A 22,972-nucleotide genomic window follows, 5' to 3' on the forward strand; every position below is an offset into this window, starting at 1 on the left:
GCCGTGAATGGGCAAATCGTCCACCGACAGCTTTCCAGCGGCCACGCAACCGCGGTCTACCAGGCGGAACACCGTGCGGTCCAGGCCGAACGCCGTGTCAGCGGGGATGTCAGAACGATGTCAGGCCGGTATCAGCCACCCCGGCGAAAGTAGTGCCATCAACGAAACACAGCGATCCAGCACACCGGCTGAATTCGCCACTCGCACAAGGAGAAACGCCATGAACACCTTCCAGACCCCGAACCCGATCGCCGTCGTCCTCGATGTCCTGTCCGCGACCGTGAACGTGATCGCCTCGGACCGCACCGACACCGTCGTCCAGATCCACCCCGCCGACGAGTCCAAGAAGGCCGACGTGCGCGCCGCCGCACAGACCCGGGTCGACTTCGCCGCGGGCACCCTGACCGTGACGACCCCGAAGGACTGGCGTACCTACTCCCCCTTCGGCGGCAACCCCACCATCGAGGTGACCATCGAGGTTCCCACCGGCTCCCAGCTGACGGGCAACGCCGGAGTGGGCCGACTGCGGGGCACCGGGGAATTCGGCGAATGCCGGCTGGAGATCGCCGCGGGTGACATCTTCGTCGACCGCCCGCTCGGCTCGGTCACCGCCAAGACCTCCTGCGGCGACATCCGCATCGGCGCGGCAGCCCGCGGAGACATCCGGCTGGAGACCTCCATGGGCGAACTCGAGGTCGGCATCCGTCCGGGCAGTGCGGTGAACGTGCAGACGAACACCCTGCAGGGCAACGTGCAGAACCAGCTGGGACCGGTCGCGGACGCCAACGGCGACACCGTGCAGGTGTACGCGCGCAGCGCGATGGGCAACATCACCATCCACCACGCCGCCGCCTAGTGCATCCGGCACCTCCGCAGGCGGGTGCGCGACGCACGTCAGCGTCGGCACCCGCCCTCCGGAAACAGCCTCGAGCAGGACGAACATCGCCCCATCCGGCATGTCAGGTCCGTATCAGGCCGATGTCAGCCGACCCGGCGACAGTATTCCCATGAACAGCTCAGCAGTCGCGGCGACCGGGCTGCGGAAAGCGTACGGGCACAAGATGATCCGCAACGACGCGCTCGCCATCTGCCGCACGCCCTCGCGCCCGGTCGCCGGGGAGAAGGGGTAACCCATGGAACTCAGGGTGGACCGGGAGCGCTGTATCGGCGCCGGAATGTGCGTACTGACCGCCCCCGGAGCGTTCGACCAGGACACCACGGACGGCCGAGTGGTCCTGCTGCGCGACCCGGCCGAGCCCGAGGCCGTGCGCGAGGCCGTCCGGGTGTGCCCGTCCGGCGCGATCACCATCGTCGAATAATCGTCACGTAAGGAAAACCCCGATGAGTCAAGCAGATTCGATCCCCCACGGCCTCGCCACCGACCGCGACGCGGGCCCCTTCAACCCGCCCAGCGGCACCACGCGGCTGCGCGAGACCCGTCCCGTCAGCCCCATCGTCTTCCCCGACGGTCACCAGGGCTGGATCGTGACCGGTTACGAGGCGCTGCGCGCGCTCATGGCCGACACCCGGTTCAGCTCTCGCCAGGACATCGGTGTTCTGCACACGCTGGAGGACCTGCCCGACCTGCCCGCCGACCGGGAACCGTCCCCGCAGATCCCGGGCGTATTCATCGCGATGGATCCGCCGGACCACACCCGGTTGCGGCGCAAGCTCACCGGCGCCTTCACCGTCCGGCGCATGAAGCAACTCGAGGACCACATCGTCGAGGTCGTCGAGAGGCAGCTGGATCACCTGGCGAGCCTGACCCCGCCGGTCGACCTGGTCGAGGAGTTCGCGCTGCCGGTGCCTTCGCTTGTGATCTGCGAACTGCTCGGTGTTCCCTACGCGGATCGCGGTACCTTCCAGGCGAATTCGGCCAAGTTCCTGGTCAAGGACCAGCCGATCGAGGAGAAGATGGCGGCGTACGGCGCGCTGACCACCTATCTCGCCGAACTGGTCATGAGCAAGCGCGCCGACCCGGACGAGGACATTCTGTCCGACCTGGCCCGCCAGGACGACCTGTCCATCGAGGAGCTCACCGGCATCGCCTTCCTGCTGCTGCTCGCGGGCCACGAAACCACCGCGAACATGTTGGGACTGGGCACCTTTGCGCTCCTGGAGCACCCCGAGCAAGCCGCCGAACTTCGCGACGACCCCGATCTGATGCCAGGCGCCGTCGAGGAGCTCATGCGCTATCTGTCCGTCGTCGACATCCTCTACCGCTACGCCGTCGAGGACATCGAGCTCGCCGGCGAAACGATCGCCAAGGGATCGACCGTCGTCATCTCGACGCTGGCCGCCAACCACGACCCACACCGCTTCGACAACCCCGACACCCTGGACATCCACCGCACGGCCCGCGGCCACCTGTCCTTCGGCCACGGCGTCCACCAGTGCCTAGGCCAGCAGCTGGCCCGCATCGAGATGCGCGCCGGATTCCAGGGCCTGCTCCGCCGCTTCCCCACCCTCACCCTGGCCATCCCCGCCGAAGAAGTGAAGCTCCGCACCGACATGAACATCTACGGCGTGCACGAACTGCCGGTCACCTGGACCGACACAGCCGAATAACCCGATACGCCAAGTTCAGGGCGGTGGATCCGAAGGATCCCCGCTCTGAACTCCGCGCCAACAAATTGCACCGCCGAGCTGCTCCCCGTCGAAGCGCTCACCGCCCGAGAACTGGCCGTACGCCGCAGCCTAACCTGCGCTGACCTCCCCGTTTTCGCGATCCGCCACCAAGACGATAGACTCGCACAGCCGAAAGGTACGCCGCCTTAGCTCAGTCGGTAGAGCGCTTCACTCGTAATGAAAAGGTCAGGAGTTCGATTCTCCTAGGCGGCTCCATCACCGCCCCGGTTTCAACAACCGGGTGCCGGTTTCCCGTGACTGCCCGTGCAGCTCCATCGTCGGCCCCAGCTATAGCTATCCGACTACCCAGAGTCGCCCGAACACATGCTCACGCACTCGCTGAGTTCCGTTCCGTGCTGTGTCGATGATGTGCACAGCCTCCCGACCAGTCAAACCCAAGCGCTTCGCGAGTTCGACCGGCACAGTTTCGGCATCACCGACCAGGTCCACAAGCAAACGATTACGTGCCTGCTCGGCCGCATGGATTTCGGCCGATGCTCTCCGGAATATCTCTGATCTCGGCGGAGTCCGCCCCTGCGAGCCCCGCGCGTCCAATTCACCGGTCGACACCAGGCGAGCGTGTGCGCGCTCCAGCCGCGACATCACCTCGGATTCGCGGTCCGTACTCATGCGATCAGAATATCGCGAGGCGCGAGCACGGCATCCAGTTCCCTCACCGTCCGCGTATCCGCCCACGGCGACAGACGATGCCGCCCCTCGGCCAACGCACTCGCCAGCCTCGGGGAGCGATTCTGCTCTGCCAGAGCTGCCGCTTCGGCTACGGCACTCGCCGCTTCCTCGATCTCGTCGAGCTGGATCAGCGCACGTTCCAGCTCGAGCAGCGTGACAGCGCGGTCCCGAACATAGTTCGGCGGCATAGTCGCCAGAGCCTGCCTGGATGCTGCGACCGCATGCACGGCGTCGCCGAGAATCGCGAGGCAGTTACCGCGATAACTCTCCTGTATCCCCGCACCCATGAAGTAGGCCCGGCTCTGCGACGGATGGCACGGCTCGACCCCGACGAGCATGGCATCTGCCTCATCAAGAGCTTCCAAACACGCAGATCGCTGCGCGGCGATCGCGGCGGCTTCGGCATTGCGGATGGCGACATAAGCCCGCAGATGGCAGTCCTGCGATTGCATCACCCAGCTACGCGCAGCAACCGCGTAATCGACCGCGATACGCGGCCGACGTTGCCAGGTCTCCAACTGCGACAGATGGCACAGCAGATATGCGCCGAGATCGGAGTCTTCGGCATCGTGTGCGTTCTCCCGGGCCTGCGTGTACAACCGTGCGGCAGTCGAGTAATCCTGCCCATCCCACGCCAAAGACCCTGCAAGCCCGGTCCATTCGGCGTACAGCGACAGAACCTCGGGGCGTAGCGCAGCCGGGCAGTCTCGCAGCATCGCCCCCGTGACTTGCTGCTGCGCAACGACCATTCCTTGTGCCGCAGGAGAACCCAGCAAATCATCCAGTTGCATCGCGTGGTGCAACGTCGACCGCACCAACGACACTGCGGCAACATCAGGTCGGCCTGCCCCCGACAACAACCACGCAGCACGTTCGGCGGAATCCCCGAGACCCAACGTCGCCAACGCGCCCGCTCCTATGGCACTGGCCTTCAACAGTTCTCGCCGCTTCATATCGCTCTCACTTCGGCGTAGTTGCTCGAACCGTTCCGCGACATCCTCCGGAGCCTTCGCGAGCATCGTCGAGTAGGTGGCCTGACCGAGACCGCCGACCGGCGTCTCGCCCTTCTCCCAACGTCTGACAGACCGCTCCGCCACACCGAGAGTGTGCGCAAACATGGCTTGCTTCATCCCGTAGGCACGACGCAGCGCAGCGCAATCTTCCCCGGTCCATATCGCGACGATAGCCATCACAGCCCCCTGTGGCGGAAGTAATGACCGCCACTGTAGCCGGTTCCTGTCCGGTTCCGTCCGGGCTCGACGCCGTCATGGCTGATTCAGCCGGTTCCTGTCCGGCCCATGTCCGGAAATGTCCGGTGTCATGGCGAAAGCATTTCCTCAGCCCCGCCGCCGGGTTGATGTCATCGCCCGATCGCGACATCGACAGACCAATTGCGAACCGCTGATCGATAGCAAGAGTCCCCGGCGGCGGGTGCCCCATCCAAATGGATCGAGCAGGGAGCGATAGACCTTATGGACATCGAAATACCTGTGCGCCAACAGCGTTCGCCTCGCCGTGTCCGGCCGAGTCGAGACAACCCGAAGCGTCCGACAGCAGTCGGGTTGGTTCGCACCGATATTTCCGGACTGGATGCATCCGAACACGCCGTCCGGATACACCGTCACGCCGAACAACTCGGCTATCGGTATCTGTACACGGTGCGACCACCGGTCAGGCGTGAGACCGACCCGGTCGAGTACGCCCTCGCGATCGCCACAGGGGTACAGGCCGCCGCATTGATCGTCTACGACCTCGAGACCGTCGGAAACACACCGGCCCGTGTATGCGAGGTATTCGATCTGGAAACGGTATGTCCACCGATCACATGGGCAGCCGCGAAACCAGGCTCCCTCGACCCCCACCATGCGCGCCCCGACCATCGATTGTCGGTCGTTGAGTCGCATCGAATTATGCAGGTGCACATAGCATGTAGTGCCCCGAACTGCCCGCTGAAGGCGAGCGCATTGGGCTGCCTCGTTCAGGCAGGAAAGCTCGTGCCGCCCACTCGCACACCACGCCAGCGGGCCGCCGCCCGCGGACTACCGTTTCCTACGCTCGATTACGAGACACCGGCGGCAGTCGGCCCCGGGATTGAAACACTCCTGGATGTACTCGACGCACTCACCGAGCCGAACGCGGATGCCCGAACTGGCGGTGCCCGCCTGCCTCTGCGCAGTGGAGAGTGAACCGCACCGGCGGCCGACATGGACAACATCCACCACACCGAAGCCGGTGGCTTCCAAGCCATGTGGCGACTGGACCGTCACATCGTCGGAATCATGCGCATCAGCAACACGTCCGACGACTCCGTAGTGGCCTCGTTCGATCCAGACCCCTTCCCCGACCTTGCCCAAGTGCGCGAACAGTATCCAGCGTTGGAGCAGTTGTGGAACGCCATCCGGCATGCATTCTGGTCCGAACTCCTTCCCCCGCAGCACTATTCGAGCCGAAATCCATGATCGTGGCCGCTGAATGTCAGTGGCCTGTCAAGCCGGACAGCGGTCCGCTGCCATCGGCACCATCCATCAAGTGAAACGAAGGGGGCACGGCTGCCATGTTCCGTATCGGAATCCCTGTCCACATCCACAAAGACACCACTTTGCGCGTGAAGATCCATGACGCATGCGGCTTGACTTGCACGTTCTGCCACAACGAAGGAACGCCCGTCACGATCGACAACCGACACCGACCTCCAGGAGATTTCGTCGCATCAGGCAGCAGCGGACGCGCCTCGATCTACGCCGGAACCAACGGCGCGACCTTTCTATCTGCGCCGATGCCCGACAACGAGGAGTTCGGGCACGCGATTGCCGCACTCCGTGACGCGTTGGAGCTGACCGAACTCCACCTGACCGGCGGCGAGCCGACCTTGCATCCAGCCGTCGCGCGCCTCACTCGGATCGCCGTCGACGCCGGCTATCGGGTCGGCATGACCTCCAACGGAGAGCGCGGCGAGCGGGTGATCCCGGATTGCGCCGCAGCCGGTCTGGACCGGGTGAACTTCTCGATCTTCGGCACCACCGCAGCTGAACTGGCCGAGGTTCAGCACGCTCGCTACAGCAATCCTGCTCTGGCACAACGGAAGATCGACGCACTCAAACGGTCGATCGCAGCGTGCGAGGCGACTGAGGTCAAGGCAAGCGCCAATATCGTTGTCCCCGACCACAGTCATGCCCCGCGCGTACATCGCCTACTCGACGAATACTCCCCGCACCTGACCGTACGGCTACTCAACTCGCTCGACCGGGGCGCAACTTCGATCGACGCCATCGAACGAATCCTTGCCGGCCGTGGCGCAGTCGCCGAAGCTCGCCACATCACAGCCGGAGTCTCCGGCGCACGCACGATCTACCGCCTACCGGATGGTCGGCGGATCCACTTCAAACAGATTCGCCCGGTCCGGCTGCCCAGCACATGCGCCGGATGCCGGTTCAACAACGGCACTGATTGCGAAGAGGGCTTCTACGGTGTGAGGCTGTACTACGACCGGACCGCCGGCTTCCAGGTCGGCGTCTGCATCCAGCGCATGGACTTGTGTATGCCACTGTCCGACTTCCTGACCAGCCCACTCCGCCGCGAAATTCTCACTCTGCGCGACACCGAGTATCACCAGCTAACCACCAGGCGCGCTGGATAGGTTCAATAGTTGCCCGAGCCACGACAGGAGCCACATGCCAATAGAGCACGAAGCCAAGATCCTCGACATCGACCCCGATGCCACCGAACGCCACATCATCGACAAGGGAGGTCGCAAACTCGGCCAGCGGTTCATGCGCCGCTACGTCTACGACATCACCCCCGGCGATGAATCCAAGTGGATCAGACTGCGCGACAACGGAAACGGCATCACACTCGCGGTCAAACACATCACCAGCGATGCCATCGACGGCACCCACGAGATAGAGGTGAGCGTCGACGATTTCGCCGCCACCAACGAACTCCTCGAGCTGCTGGGCTTCACGGCAAAGTCCTACCAGGAAACCAAGCGAATCAGCTTCACTCTCGACGGCGCACAACTCGAAATCGACACCTGGCCCCGAATCCCGCCGTACCTGGAGATCGAAGCCGCCACGAAGCAGGAAGTCATCCAGATCGCCGCGCAACTCGGCTACGCCGAATCCGACCTAACCGGCGAGAACACGATCAAGATCTACGCCCGCCACGGCATCGACCTCAACACCGTTCGCGAGCTTCGGTTCTGAGTAATCCCCCGCCCGCCATGTAGCCAGACCAGCAGAGCCCAGTGTCCAGGGATTCGAACACGGGGCTTTGCTTGCGGCAACTCGCCGGAGAGGCAGGTCTCTCATCAGGGGGTGCCGAGATCCTGAACTGCCTGTTTGTAGTCCTGCGGAAGCGCCAATCGATTAAGCCACTCGTCGGCAAAGTCTGCGGCTGCCTCGCAAGCCCATCGTGCACAGTCCGCACCCAAACACTTGTTCGGAAACCACGGAGCCCCGATCCGCTGCGTGTTCACCTTAAACCTCGGCTTGAGCCGCCTCTCGATATCACTCGCTTCATTCTGTTTCGCCCCAACCTTTTGCCAACTTACCTTGAAATGAACCAGCTCATTCCGAAGGAAAACCAGATCAGCCGCCTCACTGTAGACGCCGTCCCCTCTGGCGAACTCCGTCGCACCTGTCAGCAAAAGAGATCGTTGATACTTGTCAAATAATTGAAGGCGTTTCTCGGACCCGCTCACTTCCGTGTCGTTCCAGGCGGTGGCGAGATCCGAAACCACTTCAGGCGCAAAGATTTTCATGCGCCCGTTCACAGACATATACGGATCCGCTGCGTCGCTATACAAATCGTTCACGAGCGATTCCAAGAACGAGACTGAAAACTTCACAGCAGCCATGGCGTACGATCTATGTGGAAAATCTGGATTCCCATTCCCCTCATGAACAATCTTAGCTTCACGCTCCTTGCATAATCGCGCAAAGTGGAGTGCAGCCCAAAGATGCTGTGCAGTCAACGGCTCACGAGCTTGGATATTTGCGACTTCTGTAAATCCAACCGCATCGGCAACCGGAACAATAACCACTGCATCCTCAGATTGGTTGTGATCTTCCACACTTACCTCCATTCAACATGCTGTGAGGTCGCGCCACTATTCAATGGCATGCCACGGCTCCCGCTATGCCTTCAGCAGACCATCGCAGATCGGAGGCAACCGTTACCGAGCACATGACATAGCCCCGACGACAACCGCGGCCCACCTCCAGGCTCCATCGCCAGCAGTCCGCAGCAGCACACAATCGGGCCGATTCCGACCCACGATCCAAACGACCGTTTCAGCAGGTCAGCCACCCATTACTATCCAGCACCACGATCACCAACGCCAGCAAACATCGAGAGCGGCAATCTTGAAACCCGTCGCTCATGACAGCATCAGCTCCACCATGTTCTGGTTGAACTCTGGGTGCGACGGTCCGGATCCCGGCATGAGCAGCCGTTACTTTTGCCGTACAAACGTCCGCATACAAACCCGGATTGTGGCGCACTCTCCCGAATGGCTTTGGTCGTAACCTGTTGCTGTACAACAGCTTCGCCGAACTTCCTCGGACAACCACATACACCCGAACCAATCAGAAGATCCAGGGTTCGAGTCCGGCGGGTGCACGGTTCCGCGAGTGCTGCCCACCTCTGTCGGCGGCAACGTGCGTACACCCCTATCCATGCAGCGCCCTGCGCCACAGCCCGATCGACACTCACCGGCCACGCTCACACTGCCGGGCCACAACTCAGGCCGGATCGCACAGACCCGCGCATACGAACCATCCCCAGTACCACCCCCACCCCCTGGGAACATTCCACAAAACTATGACACATCATTCTGTGGTATGTACCACCAAACTGTGGCATATTGAACCCGCCGAAGAACTACATCGAGCGCTGCCGCCCAGGTAGCGCGGACGTTTTCGCGATGGAGAGCGGATGACCACATTCAGCACACCTCCCGCCGATGCCGGGGCCGTAGCGGTGCAGGAGCTCTGCCGGGCCGCGGAGGCACACCGAGAGTTCGGGGACAGATACGGGACGTTGCATCCGAAGGTGTGGCAGGAGCTGGAGGATTCCGCGCTGCCGCGTGCCGCGTTGCCGAAGCAGTTCGGTGGGCTGGAGTGGTCGGTGCCGCAGCTGTTGGAGGCGGTGCGCGAGGTTTCCGTCGCCGATCCGGCCACCGGGTGGGTGGCTGCGATCAACGGTCCGGCCGGGGCGTTCCTGTCTCGCCTGTCCCCTTCTGTCGCAGGCGATTTCACCGACCGTCACCTGGTGATCGGCGGCTCGTCGGTACCTGTCGGCACCGCCGTCCGGCACGGCACGCGGGTTCGGCTGCGGGGGCGCTGGCCGCTGGTCACCGGTGCGCCATCGATGACCCTGGCGGCGCTCGCGGCTCCCGCGACGGGACCGGACGGAGTCCCGGGCACCCGGTGGTGGTTGGTTCCGCCGTCGGCATTGGTTATCGAAAAGGACTGGGACGCATTGGGTTTGCGTGGTAGCGCGTCCTACACCCTCGGCTGCGACACCGTGGTGCCGAGCGGGCACAGCGTCGACCTGACCGCACCGACGAACATCGACGCGCCGATGTTCCGGTACCCGCTCTACGGCCTGTTGGCCGGGTGCATCGCGGAGGTCGCGCGGGCGACCGCGGACCGTGCGCTCGCTGCCTTCGCGAACCTGGCCGTTACCACCCGCACTCGTTACGGGGCCGGACCGCTCGCCGAACAACCTGTCGCGCAGGCGGCGTACGCCCGCGCGCACGGACGTGTGCAGGCCGCGGCGGCGTTGCTCGACAGCGCCACGACGCTCGCGTGGTCCAGCGCGCAGGTCGGCGAGGTTCCCACCGAGCAGGTGGCGCTGCTGCGCTCGGCCTGCTGTCAGATGGTCGATACCGCGCAGGAGGTGTGCCGCGACCTGTTCGAGGCCGGTGGTTCCGCGGCGATCCACCGGCGCAACGGACTCGAGGGATGCTGGCGCGACACCGTGGTGATCGCCCGCCACGCCCTGGTCGCGGCCCGCGGACGACAACTCGTCGGCGCGCATCACCTCACTTCCACGGCAGCCAAGGACCTGTGACGGTGGGGCCTGCTCCAGCGGTACTCGCGCCACCGTCCCCCGCACCACCCCGAGCATCCAGCTGGACACTGGTCGCGCTGTGCCTCGGCTTCTCCCTGGTGACCTTCGACAACACCGTCGTCACGGTGGGCCTGCCGCAGATGCAACAGCAACTCGGCATCGGCGCGGACGTCGCACTCTGGATCGTGGACGCCTACATGGTGGCCTTCACAGCGTTACTGCTCATCGGTGGCTCACTCGCCGACCGGTGGGGCGCCCGACGCGTGTACCTGAACGGAACCGTGCTGATCGCCGCAGGCTCGGCATTATGCGCGGTCGCCGACTCGGGTGGACTGCTCATCATCGGCCGGGCGCTGCAAGGAATCGGTGCGGCAGCGGTGATGCCCGGCTCCCTGGCATTGATCAAATCCAGCTATACCGACGACCGGCATCAGGCTCGCGCGGTGGTCATCTGGACGACGGCCGGCAGCGCCGCCGCGGTCGCGGGACTCGTCTGTAGTGGCGCGCTCGTCTCCGCCTTCGGCTGGCGAAGTCTGTTCTGGATGAATCTGGCCGTCGCCGTCCTCACACTCGCCCTGTCCGGACTGTGCCTGCGCGAAGCGCCGACCGTGCACAACCGGCTGAACCTGTTGAGCCAGGGCGTATTTCTCGCCGCCCTGACATCCTTCGTGGCAGGTGTGATCGAGTGGGGAGCATCGAGTACGGATTCGCTCACGGGTCCGGTGCTCATGGCGGTCGGTCTGGTGCTCGCCGTGGGCTTCACCGTCGTCGAACGCCGATACCCCAGCCCCGCACTGCAACTGGCACTTTTGCGCCGCGCGGACGCCCGCGCCGCCACAACAGTGGCATTCGTGGTCAACTTCGGTTTCTACGGACAACTCTTCCTGACGGCCGGATTTCTCCAGCGAGTCGAGGGATTCTCGCCCCTGCAAACCAGTCTCGTGATCACGGTCGAAGCGATCGGGGCGGTGTTCGGTTCACCGTGCGGCAGTTGGATCGCCCAGCGCTCCTCATATCGCATCGCCATGCTCACCGGACTGCTGGTCATCTCGGGCGGAATGCTCGTCATGGCAACGGGCGTATGGACTCACACGCTGGAACTCACGGCCGGATCGTCGTTCTTCGTTGGTCTCGGCGTCGACCTCGCGATCGCCTCTGCGACAGCGGATATGCTGCGCGTCGCGTCCACCGGCCGCGCCGGTGCGGCATCGGCTCTGCTGACGGTGTCCCGCCAGGTCGGCAGCGTGATCGGCGTCGCCGTGCTCGGTGTGGCAGGGGCGGCGACCGCCCCGTCGGCAACCGGTTCCTCTCGCGCGTTGATCATCGCCGCGCTGAGCTGTGCGGTGGCCGCATACCTCATCCGACGGGCAGGCACCGCACGATTCCACGGCCGACTCGGTGACCGGCCCGCGACTCCCGCAACGAGCAGGTGAGAGATGAAGATATCGATCCGCGTCAACAACGACCTGCCCTATGACGAACTCCTGCAACTGGTTTCGGCCGCCGAAGCGGCAGGGGTGGACCAGATCTGGGTATCGCACGATCTGCTGCTGCGTTCCGCGCCGGTGCTGATGGGAGCCCTCGCCGCACGGACCGAACGCATCCACCTCGGCATCGGCATCATGAATCCGTACACGGTGCACACCACCGAGATCGCGATGGCGGCCGCCACCGCCCAGGAGGTCTCCGGCGGCAGATTCGCCCTCGGAGTGAGCGCGGGCGCGACCGACTTCCTCGGCTGGGCCGGACTCGAGCGCCGACGCCCGATGACAACGGTGCGACAGTCGGTGACAGCGTTGCGAGCCCTGTTGGGGCACAACGACATAGCCGAAGAAGACCTGCCGGACTGGTGGAGCGGCTCGTCCGCACTTCGTTTCCCGCCGACGAGTCCGGTACCGGTATACATCGGCGCGACGGGACCACAGATGCGCCGACTGTCCGGCCGGATCGCCGACGGAGCACTCCCCCTGCTGCCCTGCCCGGACCTGTTCGGCAAGGTCAGCGCCGATATCCACAGCGGCCTGCGCGACGCCGACCGCGACAGCGCCGCATTCGATCTACCGGCCTGCATCTGGGTATCGGTCGGCGAACGCGACGCAGCGCGCCGGGCACTGGCCGAGAAACTCGCCTACTACGGCCAGTCCTTCTCCCCGGACCATCTGGCCCCGGCGGGTCTACGCCCCTCCGACTTCCACGAAGCCGGAAGATACGCTCGCGCAGGGGATCTCGGAAAGGCCGTGGAATTCATCGACGACCGGATGATGCGTCTCGCCGTCGTCGGTTCTCCCGAGGAGGTGATCGAGGGGTGTTTCGAGTTGCGCGAACTCGGTGCCCGACATATTTCGTTCGGCCCACCCCTCGGCCCGGATCCCCTTGCCGCACTTGCGGAACTGGGACGCACGGTCATTCCGGCACTGCGTTCGGCGACGCCATGATCAGCCAGGTCCATCGCTCGCGGCGGCGAGCAGCGGCACCACCAGATCGCTGATCGGCGTCGGGATACCGTGGGCCCGTCCGCGACGCAGCACGACACCGTTGCGCACGTCCCATTCGAGCGGCCGATCGGCCTCACGGTCGGCGAGGATGGAAGTGCCCATATCGGCTGGGTAAGCCCGAAACCCGTCGACAATCTCCTGCGGCACGTCATCGCTCAGCGCCGCGCCGTCGGCTCGGGCAACCTCGAGACACTCCCGGAGATAAGCCAGGGACAGTTCGGCGATATCGCCCCTGGCGAACATCCCGGAGCGACGACCCGTCAGAACCATCAATCCGGCGACCGCGTTCTGCAACAGCTTGCGCCACGCCACGGACTTGAAGTCCCCGGCCAGCTCGACCGAGCACCGTGTGCCGCGCAGAGTCTCGACCACCACACGTGACGCCGATGTGTCCGGCAGGGTCAGGCGCGCCTCGCCACGCAACCACACCGAACCGTCGGACTGTGTCTGAGCGGGGAACCACACCACCGAGGGGATGACCCGAGCACCGCAGACATACGGCCCGACAATCGTTTCCTGCTCGACGCCGTTCTGGAGAACACAGACGACCGTGTCCGGGCCGCACAATGCCTTCAACCATGATGCCGCCGCCTCCACCTGCGTCGACTTGACGGCGAGGAAAACGAGGTCGACCGCCCCGTCGACCTGTGCCGGGTCGATCTGCACCGGCCCCGGCACGACGACCCGGCCCTCCTCCACCTGCAACTCGAGGTGGTCACGCGCGGTCCGACCACAGATCCACGGCGTCCGGCCGACCTCGTGCAGCGCCGCCGTCACGGTCGTGCCGATCGCCCCCGGACCCACAACGGCGACGGTTGGATTCATCGACAACATCCTCTCCCTCGAGTAGTCCCGACCGCGCGACCAGCCGGGCAGACCCTTGTGTCTCGGACAGATCGTCTACCGAGGTTAGGCAACTCACCCCGCCATGCCTTGGCCCGACGCAGTGAAACCCCTCACCACGAACCGGACCACAGACCTGTCGTCGGGATATGAAGGTTCGGTAGCGAGTTTCCTGCGCTCTCGGCGAGACGTTCACCGCCTCGGCGAGCGTGGCGCGTCGGTGACGGCCAGTGGCATACGGATTCGATGCACGTTACATTTCTGCGGGATGTAGCGAAAGGAGATCCGGTGCGCAGACGGCGCATGCTCATCGCAGCCGTGGCGACACTGGGCGCGATCGTGTCATCGAGCTTCACCACGGCGCACGCCGATCCGATCCGCACCGCGAATTCGCAAGTAACACCGGTGGCAGGCGTTCCGCTCGACCAGTTCCGCAACGCCTTCGTCCAGCGGGACCGATCCGCACTCACCGTGGCCGGTCACCCGTTCCGATTCTCCGGCGCGAACGTCGAATGGCTGGGCCTCGAGAACTACGGCCCCAACCCCGCACCCACCACTCCGCTGGGCAGCGAACGCTATCCGAGCGACTACGAGATCGACGACGTATTCACCACCGCCCGGGATATGGGCGCGACCGTCCTTCGAGCGCAGACTCTCGGCGATACGATCGGCTGCCCGTCCTGCCTGGAACCCGCACTGGGACAATTCAATCCGGCCGCCTTCGCGCATATGGACAAGGTCGTGGCCGCGGCCCGCGCGCACAGGATCAAACTGATCGGCGAATTCTCCGGCGACGCCAACGGCGCACCCGCCCCGAACCAGAACTCCCCGTCCGCCGACAGCCACGACTGGTATTGCACCTGGCGGCATCGACCCGACTGCGGGCAGGCGTTCTTCACCGACCCGGCCATCATCGGCGACTACCAGCGGCACATGAAAGCCGTACTGGAGCATGTGAATCCGCTGACCGGACTCGCCTACAAGGACGATCCGACGTTCACCGGCTGGGTCGACGGCAACAATCTCGACCTGCTCGACGGCGCACCTGCCCCGGTCACCGAGGGCTGGCTGCGCACCGTCTCGGACTACTTCCGCTCGATCGACTCCCGGCAGCTGTTCATCAACATCAGCCTGGGCGGCGGCGACGGATTCGTCACCGACGGCGCGCTGCGGCTGCCCAATGTCGACGTCTACGCGGCGGAGTACTACCCGCACTGGCTGCCGATCATCTCCGGCGGCAACCGCATCGACGGCAACGCCGGGAAGCTGCACGACACCGCCGCTCAGGTCGCCGCAGCCGGAAAAGCGTTCAGCGCGATCGAATTCGGCTGGGACAGAACAGATTTTCTCACCACCGGTGCACTGGGCGATTTCCTCACCGGCCTGGAATCAGACCCGCACATCGCCGGTGACAACTTCTGGGCGCTTTCCGCGCACGCCGAAGGCCACGGCTGGCAGCCCATCCCCGCCGACGCCCACTGCTCGCCCACCTGCGAATGGGGTGAGGACGGCAACTGGTGGGCCCTCTACTACACCGGCCGCACCACCGCCTCCCACACCGCAGCCGACATGTCAACGCGCGCACAGCACTTGCGCACCCACGCCTACGCGATGTCCGGATATCCGGTACCGCCGCCGCATCGCCGGGTCCCCGCGCCGATCATCACCTCCACCACCGAGGGCAAGGTACTGTTCGAGGGCTCGGCCGGTGCGCCGAACTATTCGATTCAACGCCTTTCCCAGGGTATTTGGACAACGGTGTGCGACCACTGCACCACCGATGCCGCCGACGGCTGGCAGGACACCGATCCGCACGCCGCGCGCTGCTATCGGGTCATCGGTGACAACCTCGACGGCGTCGAAGGAACACCATCGGCTCCCGCCGGGAGCGACTGCCGCCGCAATGCCCGCGGCCACACACTTAGCAAATCGGAGTGAAGGAAATCCATGTCCCGGTTCAAGATTCGGTGTGCCGTGCTGCTCGCCGGAATATGTGCGGCGCTGTCCCTGACCGGGCCCGCGACGGCCGCGCCCGCCCCCAACGGCGGGCTGACGCTGCGCTCCGACATAGCGATCAATGCGCGCCTGCACGAACTGGTGTTCACCACCCCCGACCTGAACGCCCCCACTTATGTGAGAGTGCTGCTACCGCAGGGCTATTCGTCTGCCCGGCGCTATCCGGTGCTGCTGCTGCTCGAAGGTTGCTGCAATGCCGCACCGCAGGCTCGCGACTGGACCGACCCGGCCAAGGGCAACGCCGAGGCGATCGTGGGCAACACGCCGGTGATCCTCGTCATGCCCGATTCCGGTAAGGGCGGGTTCTACAGCGACTGGTACAACAACGGCCACGGCGGCAATCCGCGCTGGGAGAGCTACCACATCGGCCAGCTGCTGCCCTGGATCGACGCGCATTACAGCACCGTGTCCGGACGTCGCGGCCACGCGGTCGCCGGTTTCTCCATGGGCGGATTCGGTGCGATGAGCTACGCCGCCCGGCATCCCGACCGATTCGTCTCCGCCGCATCGTTTTCCGGCGCCCTGGACTCCAACGATCCACAGGCCGTCACCACCGACGAGATGCTCGCCTACCTGGACAACCCCGTCCCGGGAAGCCTTTGGGGTCCCCGCTCCACCCAGGAAATCCGTTGGCGCGCACACAATCCGTGGGATCTGGCCGCGAATCTGCGCGGGATGCATCTCGAGTTGTACACCGGCAACGGCAATCCGGGACCGTTCAACAAGACCTACGACGGCACCGAGGGCAAGGACGTCCACCCGCAGAGCGTCAGCATGCACAACCGGCTGAATTCCCTGGGTATCGCCCATGAATGGCACGACTACGGCGGCGGTTCGCACTCCTGGTCGTACTGGCGGCGCGACCTGACCCAGTACCTGCCAGGCCTGATGGCCACCTTCGCGCACCCGCCCGCGCAGCCCGAACCGTTCACCTTCACCGCCGCGGAACCGCGGTTCGACGCATACGGATATCAGGTCACGGTGAACCGCAACAGCCCGGCATTCACCACCCTCAGCGGCGTCACCCGTAACGGATTCACCTTGAACGCAACAACTTCCGCGACAGTCGTCACCTCCACCCGCTACCGCTCCGGCGCCGCCTACCAGGTCACGACCACCACCTCCCTCGGCAAGAAGAGCCAAACCATCCACGCCGCCCGCGACGGCCGGCTCACCATCCCCGTCTCCCTCGGTGCCCTCACCACCAACCAACCGGACATCGACACCCTCATCGCCCAGCACGCCGAAACCGCCACCATCGCCATCGCCGAACACATCTGACCCACCCGCGTGCTGCTCGCCCCGGGCAGCACGGCACACGCCACCGGCGGACGCCCACCTGACAAGCCATAGCGGAACCAAACGGCCGCACCACTGGCGAACTCGGTGCACAGCAGATCAGCGGACGCGGCAGCGCTCACCACCGATCAACCGTCTGCGCCGAACAGTCGAGGGCGAGCATCGACGATGCCTGCACTCGCCGACATCCCGACACACGGAAAGCGAACTCCGCCAGGGCATCACAAGGCGCGCTGACCCCGGTCAGCGCGATGATGGTGATCGGCGTTGCGGAGCTGATTCCGTTCCTCCGAGCCCGCAACTTTCATGGTCGCATGCACCAGGACCGCAGCCGTCGATGTGCTGCTGCGCGCCCTGATGGTCGCGGTGCCGCAGTCGGGCCCAGCTGCGGAATGATCCGATGGAACGTCCGGCGGATCAGCGGGTGCGGGCGGCGATGAGGGTGGCAACCATGGCGGCTACCGCGAAGCGGGGTTTGACGTTGGTGTCGAGGGCTTCGCGGCAGTGCAGGACGGCTTCGATCGAGCGCAGCAGGCCCTCGGGAGGGACCTCGGTGGCGAGATCGCGGATCTCGTCGCGCAGATCGGGATGGGTGAGGGTGACCGGGCGAGCAGGGCCGGTCATACGAACGGCGAGGGCGTCGCGGTAGAAACCCGCGACGTCGATCAGGGCCCGGTCCAGCGAATCGCGACTGGTGCGGGTGGCGCGGGATTTCTGGCGACGTTCGAGATCCTTGAGCACACCGGCCGAACCGCGGGTCGCCGAGGCGGTGCCCTTGCCGGTGCCGCCCGCGCCCAGGGCGGTCGCGAGCTCCTCGCGCTCACGTTCGTCGCGAGTGGCGCTGACCTGCTTGGCTTCCTCCTCCGCGGATTTGACCAGCTCATCGGCGGCGGTGTAGGCGACTGCGGGACGCGCGGTGGCCGCGACCAGAGCCAGCGCGCGCTTGCGGCGGCTTCTGGACTCCTCGTCGGTGGCCAGGCGACGCGCCCGCCCGACGTGACCGCCGCTGATCGAGGCCGCCCACCCGGCGGTCTCGGCGTCCAGACCGTCGCGCTCGCGCAGGACCTGAGCGATCGAGTCGACCGAGGGAGTGACCAGATGCATATGACGGCACCGCGAACGCAGCGTGACCGCGATGTCCTCCGGATCCACCGACGGCGCACACAACAGGAACACCGTGCGCTCTGGCGGCTCCTCGACCACCTTGAGCAGCACATTTCCGGCCGCCTCGGTCAATCTGTCGGCATCCTCGACCAGCACCACCTGCCAGCGCCCGGTACTGGGCCTGCGGGAGGCCACCTGGACGATCTCGCGCATCTCCTTGGTGCCGATGCTCAGCCCCTCGGGAATCACCCGGCGCACATCGCCGTGCGTCCCCGCCATGGTGGTGGTGCACGCGTGACAGTGCCCACAGCCTGGCGCACCCGGATCGGTGCACTGCAGCGCGGCCGCGAAGCACAGTGCCGCAACCGATCTGCCGGACCCGGGCGGCCCGGTGAACAACCACGAATGCGTCATCGCCGACGACGAGACCCCGCTGCGCGCGGCGACCGCGGCAGCGGTCAGTTCGGACTCGACCGCATCCTGGCCGACCAGCCGATCGAAGACACCCGCCACGGCATACACCCTAGCGGCCACCACCGACAGCCTCCGCGGTCCACCCGGGAGGCACGCCCCGGATCAGCCCGCGCGCTGATAGGTGGAGTTCGCGCCGTCCAGCGCCTCACGGATGATGTCGGCGTGGCCGCTGTGATGAGCGATCTCCCGGAAGATGTGCAGCAACGTGAAACGCACTGTCCACCAGACACGTTCGGGACCCCACGGCGAGGTCGGGGTGGGAATCGAGACATCCAGATCATCCACCTCCCGGATCAGCCGAGTGGTGTTGTCCGCCAGCGTATCCCACTCCTTCAGCAGCCCCTCGACAGTTTCCTCCGGTGCCATCCGGTATTCCGAATCGAACTGCGACACATCAAGTTTCGAGTTCTCGTCGCGTTCCACGATGACCGATGTCCACAGCTGTTCACAGTGGACCAGGTGGTGCAGCAGACCGCCGAGGGTCAACTCGCTGACGGTACTGCGCTGGCGCGCTTGCGCATCATCGATGCCACGCAGGGTTATCCGGAACAGCTCACGTTGCGAGGCGAGCATCGCGATCAGGTCTTCCCGCTCCTGATCGCGGCGCTCGGTCGAGGGTGCGGGCATCGGATGTCCTTCCGCTGAAGCGTGCCGGGATGGCGACACGCTACGGCAGGGCACCGACAGAAATCGGACAGCGACCGATTCCCGCCATTACGACTTGGCTGTGGCCGTCTTTCGAGCGGTGGTCTTCGCAGCCGTGGTCTTCTTGGCGGCAGTCTTCTTCGCGGCCGTCTTCTCCGCTGCGGCGGTGGTGGTCTTCTTCGCCGCGGTCTTCTTCGCGGCCGTGGCCTTCTTGGCCGGCGCCTTCTTCGCCGCCGCCTTCTTGGCCGTCTTCTTCACGGCCTTCTTCACCGGAGCCTTGGCCCGGCGATCGGCGAGCAGTTCCGAGGCCCGGTCATCGGTGATCGACTCGACCTCGTCACCCTTGCGCAGGCTGGCATTGGTCTCGCCGTCGGTGACGTACGGTCCGAACCGGCCGTCCTTGATCACCATCGGCTTACCGGTGGTCGAATCGTTGCCGAGTTCCCGCAGCGGCGCGGCGCTGGCGGCCTGCCGGCCCCGGCGCTTGGGCTCGGAGTAGATCTTCAGCGCCTCCTCGAGGGTCACCGAGAAGATCTGATCCTCGCTGGTCAGCGACCGCGAATCGGTGCCCTTCTTCAGATACGGGCCGTAACGCCCGTTCTGCGCGGTGATCTCGTCGCCGGATTCGGGATCCTTGCCGACCACCCGCGGCAGCGACAGCAGCAACAGCGCGTCCTCGAGGGTGATCGTGGACAGATCCATCGACTTGAACAGCGATCCCGTGCGCGGCTTGGGCGCGTTGGCCTTCTTCGCGCCCTTCTTGGGCTCGCCGTCGTCCTCGGGCTCGGGCAGAACCTCTGTCACATAGGGGCCGAAACGTCCCTCTTTGGCCACGATCCGATGACCCGTCTCCGGATCGTTGCCCAGCGAACGTCCCTCCTGCGGGGTGGAGAACAGTTTCTCCGCCACCTCGGGGGTCAGCTCGTCCGGCGGCAGATCGTCGGGCAGATTGGCACGCTGCGACACCGGATCGCCGTCGGGATCATCCGGATTGACGACCATCCGCTCGAGATACGGCCCGAACCGCCCGACCCGGACCACCACATCACGACCCTGATCGTCGGCGAACAACTTGATCGAGTTGACCGAGCGGGCATCGATGTCGTCGAGCTGCCCGCCGACCATCTTCTTCAGGCCGCCGGTGCGCGCGATCGAATCCTCCGCACCGTGATCACCACCGAAGTAGAAGCTGGTCAACCAGTTTCCGCGCTGCTCGCGTCCACCGGCGATGGCGTCGAGATCGTCCTCCATGGCCGCGGTGAAATCGAAATCGACGAGTCGGCCGAAGTACGCCTCGAGCAGTCCGATGACGGCGAACGCCACCCACGAGGGCACGAGCGCGTTACCGCGCTTGTAGACGTATCCGCGATCGAGGATGGTCTTGATGATCGAGGCATAGGTGGACGGGCGGCCGATGCCCAATTCCTCGAGCGCCTTGACCAGCGACGCCTCGTTGTAGCGCGGCGGCGGATTGGTGGTGTGGCCCTCGGGAGTCAGCTCGGCCGCGGCGACCTCCTGCCCCTCGGACAGCGCGGGAAGACGGGATTCGGCGTCGTCGGACTGGCTGCCCGAATCCTCGTCGACGCTCTCCACATACGCCTTGAGGAAACCCGCGAAGGTGATCGTGCGACCCGACGCGGAGAACACGCACGGAATCCGCCCCTCGTCCAGACCGGCGTGGCCGGTGATCCGGACGGTCAGCGTGGTGCCGCGGGCATCGGCCATCTGCGAGGCGACCGTGCGCTGCCAGATCAGCTCGTACAGCCGAAACTCGTCGTGGTCCAGACGTGCGTGCAGCTGACCGGGCGTGGCGAAGGTGTCGCCCGACGGACGGATCGCCTCGTGCGCCTCCTGCGCGTTCTTGACCTTGCGGGTGTACTGGCGCGGCGTCGGGTGGACGAATTCGGCGCCGTACAACTGCGTGGCCTGCGCCCGCGCGGCGGCGATCGCCGACTCCGACAACGTGGTCGAGTCGGTACGCATATAGGTGATGTAGCCGTTTTCGTAGAGCCGCTGGGCGACCCGCATGGTGCGCTCGGAGGTGAACCGCAACTTGCGCGCGGCCTCCTGCTGCAACGTGGAAGTCATGAACGGCGCGTACGGCCGACGCGTATAAGGCTTCGACTCGACCGAGGTCACCTGGAAATCGGCGCCGTCCAGGGCCGCGGCGAGCCGACGGGCGTATGCCTCGTCCAGCACCGTGACGCCACTGGCGGTCTTCAACTGCCCGTCGGAACCGAAATCACGGCCGCCCGCGACCCGCGAACCGGCCACAGTGACCAGGCGAGCGCCGAAGGTCCGCGGGTTGGCCGCATCGGCCTCGCCGCTGCCCGCGTCGAATTTCGCGGCGATATCCCAGTACTCCGCCGAGCGGAACGCCATGCGCTCACGTTCGCGCTGCACGACGATGCGGGTCGCCACGGACTGCACCCGGCCCGCCGACAACCGCGGCATGACCTTCTTCCACAGCACCGGGCTGACCTCGTAGCCGTACAGCCGGTCCAGGATCCGCCTGGTCTCCTGCGCGTCGACCAGGTCGTTGTCCAGCTCCCGGGTGTCGGCGGCGGCCGCGCGGATGGCGGGTTCGGTGATCTCGTGGAACACCATGCGCCGGACCGGCACCTTGGGCTTGAGCGTCTCGAGCAGATGCCACGCGATCGCCTCGCCCTCGCGGTCGGGGTCGGTGGCGAGATAGAGCTCGTCGGCGTCCTTGAGCAGGTTCTTCAGCTCGGAGACCTTGGCCTTCTTGTCCGGGCTGACCACATAGATGGGCTCGAAGTCGTGATCGACGTCGACACCCAAGCGCGCCCAGGACTGGCCCTTGTATTTGGCGGGCACGTCCGCCGCACCCCGCGGCAGATCTCGGATGTGGCCGACGGACGCCTCCACGACGTATCCACGGCCGAGGTACGGGGCGATCTTACGGGCCTTCGTCGGTGACTCGACGATGACGAGACGACGCACCTGGCTGCCCGCATCGGACCCTGCCTCGGAGTTCGGCGTTGCACCGCGGTCTCGTGTTGCCACCGGCGAACACACCTTTCCTGTCGACCCGCGCGGCGCGGGGAGGCGCTGCGCGCGGCTGGGGCAAGCGTAGGGAACAGATGTCCCCTGCCAGAGACGTTTATACCCTGTTCATCTGCTGTACCGGTGGTACGGCAGGTCCGCAGCACCTCTGGTACGGCGAGTTGATAGCCCCGTTTTGCGGTCGAGTGTACTTGCCCCGGATATGACTCGTCCCCCACCGCCGTGGGCGGTGAGGGACGAGCTTTCCGTTTGAGTAAGTTCGAGTGCTCAGCTGAGCGCACGAACTCCGGTGGCCTGCGGGCCCTTGGTGCCCTGGCCAACCTCGAATTCGACCTTCTGGTTCTCCTCGAGGGTGCGGAAGCCCGAACCCTGGATCTCGGAGTAGTGGACGAAGACGTCAGCGGAGCCGTCCTCGGGCGCGATGAAGCCGAACCCCTTCTCCGCGTTGAACCACTTCACAGTTCCCTGTGCCATTCTGTTCCTTCTCTTTCCATACCGGAACGGCGGACAAGGTAGGTTCGTCCACCGGGTCCGTTCCGACCGCTGTACTCTGTTCCCCCTGCAGGAAGCACTAAGCACGGCGTTCGCAACATCGATCCTGCTGATGGTTTGGACCTTTGATCCGTTCCCTCGAACACAGAAGCTTGCGACCAGGAACCAGTGAACCATGTCTTCGA

At 65.3% G+C, this 22,972-nt stretch carries 19 protein-coding genes and 1 tRNA gene; 13 read left to right on the forward strand and 7 right to left on the reverse strand.

Annotated elements, in window-relative coordinates; translation table 11 throughout:
- The first annotated feature begins 220 nt into the window (after positions 1 to 220).
- The 5 genes from K7711_RS04930 to K7711_RS04945 all read left to right on the forward strand — a co-directional run bounded on the left by K7711_RS04930 (position 221) and on the right by K7711_RS04945 (position 2,844).
- A complete protein-coding gene (locus tag K7711_RS04930; RefSeq protein WP_222965207.1) occupies positions 221 to 856 on the forward strand; it encodes a DUF4097 family beta strand repeat-containing protein in 636 nt (211 codons plus the stop codon).
- A 151-nt stretch (positions 857 to 1,007) separates the two neighbouring features.
- A complete protein-coding gene (locus K7711_RS48330) occupies positions 1,008 to 1,130 on the forward strand; it encodes a hypothetical protein (RefSeq protein ID WP_268929153.1) in 123 nt (40 codons plus the stop codon).
- Positions 1,131 to 1,133: 3 nt separating this feature from the next.
- Complete coding sequence (locus tag K7711_RS04935; RefSeq protein WP_222965209.1) at positions 1,134 to 1,319, forward strand: ferredoxin; 186 nt, start codon at positions 1,134 to 1,136, stop codon at positions 1,317 to 1,319.
- A 22-nt stretch (positions 1,320 to 1,341) separates the two neighbouring features.
- Positions 1,342 to 2,568, forward strand: coding sequence for a cytochrome P450 (locus tag K7711_RS04940; RefSeq protein WP_222965211.1), 1,227 nt, complete (start codon positions 1,342 to 1,344; stop codon positions 2,566 to 2,568).
- A 200-nt stretch (positions 2,569 to 2,768) separates the two neighbouring features.
- Positions 2,769 to 2,844, forward strand: a tRNA-Thr gene (locus K7711_RS04945).
- A 410-nt stretch (positions 2,845 to 3,254) separates the two neighbouring features.
- Here K7711_RS04945 and K7711_RS04950 read toward each other — a convergent pair.
- On the reverse strand, positions 3,255 to 4,508 hold the full coding sequence (locus K7711_RS04950; protein WP_222965213.1) for a helix-turn-helix domain-containing protein: 1,254 nt from the start codon (positions 4,506 to 4,508) through the stop codon (positions 3,255 to 3,257).
- A 1,014-nt stretch (positions 4,509 to 5,522) separates the two neighbouring features.
- On the opposite strand from K7711_RS04950, the gene K7711_RS04955 reads away from it, so the two are divergent.
- The 3 genes from K7711_RS04955 to K7711_RS04965 all read left to right on the forward strand — a co-directional run bounded on the left by K7711_RS04955 (position 5,523) and on the right by K7711_RS04965 (position 7,520).
- Positions 5,523 to 5,777: a hypothetical protein gene (locus tag K7711_RS04955; RefSeq protein WP_222965215.1), complete on the forward strand. Its 255-nt coding sequence runs from the start codon at positions 5,523 to 5,525 to the stop codon at positions 5,775 to 5,777.
- A gap of 95 nt (positions 5,778 to 5,872) precedes the next feature.
- The gene (locus K7711_RS04960) at positions 5,873 to 6,955 is read left to right on the forward strand and encodes a radical SAM protein (RefSeq protein ID WP_222965217.1); all 1,083 of its coding nucleotides are present in this window, start codon (positions 5,873 to 5,875) and stop codon (positions 6,953 to 6,955) included.
- 34 nt (positions 6,956 to 6,989) lie between these two features.
- Positions 6,990 to 7,520, forward strand: coding sequence for a class IV adenylate cyclase (locus K7711_RS04965; RefSeq protein WP_222965219.1), 531 nt, complete (start codon positions 6,990 to 6,992; stop codon positions 7,518 to 7,520).
- A gap of 104 nt (positions 7,521 to 7,624) precedes the next feature.
- On the opposite strand, the gene K7711_RS04970 is transcribed toward K7711_RS04965, so the two are convergent.
- Positions 7,625 to 8,389 carry a hypothetical protein gene (locus K7711_RS04970; protein ID WP_222965221.1) on the reverse strand — a complete coding sequence of 255 codons (765 nt, stop codon included), beginning with the start codon at positions 8,387 to 8,389 and terminating at the stop codon, positions 7,625 to 7,627.
- 863 nt (positions 8,390 to 9,252) lie between these two features.
- Here K7711_RS04970 and K7711_RS04975 point away from each other — a divergent pair.
- Genes K7711_RS04975 through K7711_RS04985 form a run of 3 tightly spaced genes read left to right on the forward strand, consistent with a single transcriptional unit; the run spans position 9,253 to position 12,827 of the window.
- Positions 9,253 to 10,392 carry an acyl-CoA dehydrogenase family protein gene (locus K7711_RS04975; RefSeq protein WP_222965223.1) on the forward strand — a complete coding sequence of 380 codons (1,140 nt, stop codon included), beginning with the start codon at positions 9,253 to 9,255 and terminating at the stop codon, positions 10,390 to 10,392.
- Positions 10,393 to 10,394: 2 nt separating this feature from the next.
- Positions 10,395 to 11,825, forward strand: coding sequence for an MFS transporter (locus tag K7711_RS04980; protein WP_222965225.1), 1,431 nt, complete (start codon positions 10,395 to 10,397; stop codon positions 11,823 to 11,825).
- A 3-nt stretch (positions 11,826 to 11,828) separates the two neighbouring features.
- Complete coding sequence (locus tag K7711_RS04985; protein ID WP_222965226.1) at positions 11,829 to 12,827, forward strand: LLM class flavin-dependent oxidoreductase; 999 nt, start codon at positions 11,829 to 11,831, stop codon at positions 12,825 to 12,827.
- Here K7711_RS04985 and K7711_RS04990 read toward each other — a convergent pair whose 3' ends face one another.
- The gene (locus K7711_RS04990; RefSeq protein WP_222965228.1) at positions 12,828 to 13,712 is read right to left on the reverse strand and encodes an oxidoreductase; all 885 of its coding nucleotides are present in this window, start codon (positions 13,710 to 13,712) and stop codon (positions 12,828 to 12,830) included.
- A 306-nt stretch (positions 13,713 to 14,018) separates the two neighbouring features.
- Between K7711_RS04990 and K7711_RS04995 the strand changes: the two genes are divergently transcribed.
- Together K7711_RS04995 and K7711_RS05000 are read left to right on the forward strand one after the other, a co-directional pair.
- Positions 14,019 to 15,668 carry a glycoside hydrolase 5 family protein gene (locus K7711_RS04995; protein ID WP_222965230.1) on the forward strand — a complete coding sequence of 550 codons (1,650 nt, stop codon included), beginning with the start codon at positions 14,019 to 14,021 and terminating at the stop codon, positions 15,666 to 15,668.
- Positions 15,669 to 15,677: 9 nt separating this feature from the next.
- The gene (locus K7711_RS05000) at positions 15,678 to 17,027 is read left to right on the forward strand and encodes an alpha/beta hydrolase (RefSeq protein WP_222965232.1); all 1,350 of its coding nucleotides are present in this window, start codon (positions 15,678 to 15,680) and stop codon (positions 17,025 to 17,027) included.
- A gap of 435 nt (positions 17,028 to 17,462) precedes the next feature.
- On the opposite strand, the gene K7711_RS05005 is transcribed toward K7711_RS05000, so the two are convergent.
- The 4 genes from K7711_RS05005 to K7711_RS05020 all read right to left on the reverse strand — a co-directional run bounded on the left by K7711_RS05005 (position 17,463) and on the right by K7711_RS05020 (position 22,769).
- Positions 17,463 to 18,662 (reverse strand): DNA polymerase III subunit delta', encoded by a 1,200-nt coding sequence (locus K7711_RS05005; protein WP_222965234.1) that lies wholly within the window; start codon positions 18,660 to 18,662, stop codon positions 17,463 to 17,465.
- 63 nt (positions 18,663 to 18,725) lie between these two features.
- Entirely contained in the window at positions 18,726 to 19,250 is a 525-nt protein-coding gene (locus tag K7711_RS05010) for a mycothiol transferase (protein ID WP_222965236.1), read from the reverse strand.
- An 87-nt stretch (positions 19,251 to 19,337) separates the two neighbouring features.
- Entirely contained in the window at positions 19,338 to 22,295 is a 2,958-nt protein-coding gene (gene topA / locus K7711_RS05015; protein ID WP_222965238.1) for a type I DNA topoisomerase, read from the reverse strand.
- 267 nt (positions 22,296 to 22,562) lie between these two features.
- Positions 22,563 to 22,769: a cold-shock protein gene (locus tag K7711_RS05020; protein WP_011206895.1), complete on the reverse strand. Its 207-nt coding sequence runs from the start codon at positions 22,767 to 22,769 to the stop codon at positions 22,563 to 22,565.
- Between the last annotated feature and the right edge of the window lie 203 nt (positions 22,770 to 22,972).

The organism is Nocardia coffeae, assembly GCF_019890715.1.
In the GTDB taxonomy this organism is placed as follows: Bacteria; Actinomycetota; Actinomycetes; order Mycobacteriales; family Mycobacteriaceae; genus Nocardia; species Nocardia jiangxiensis.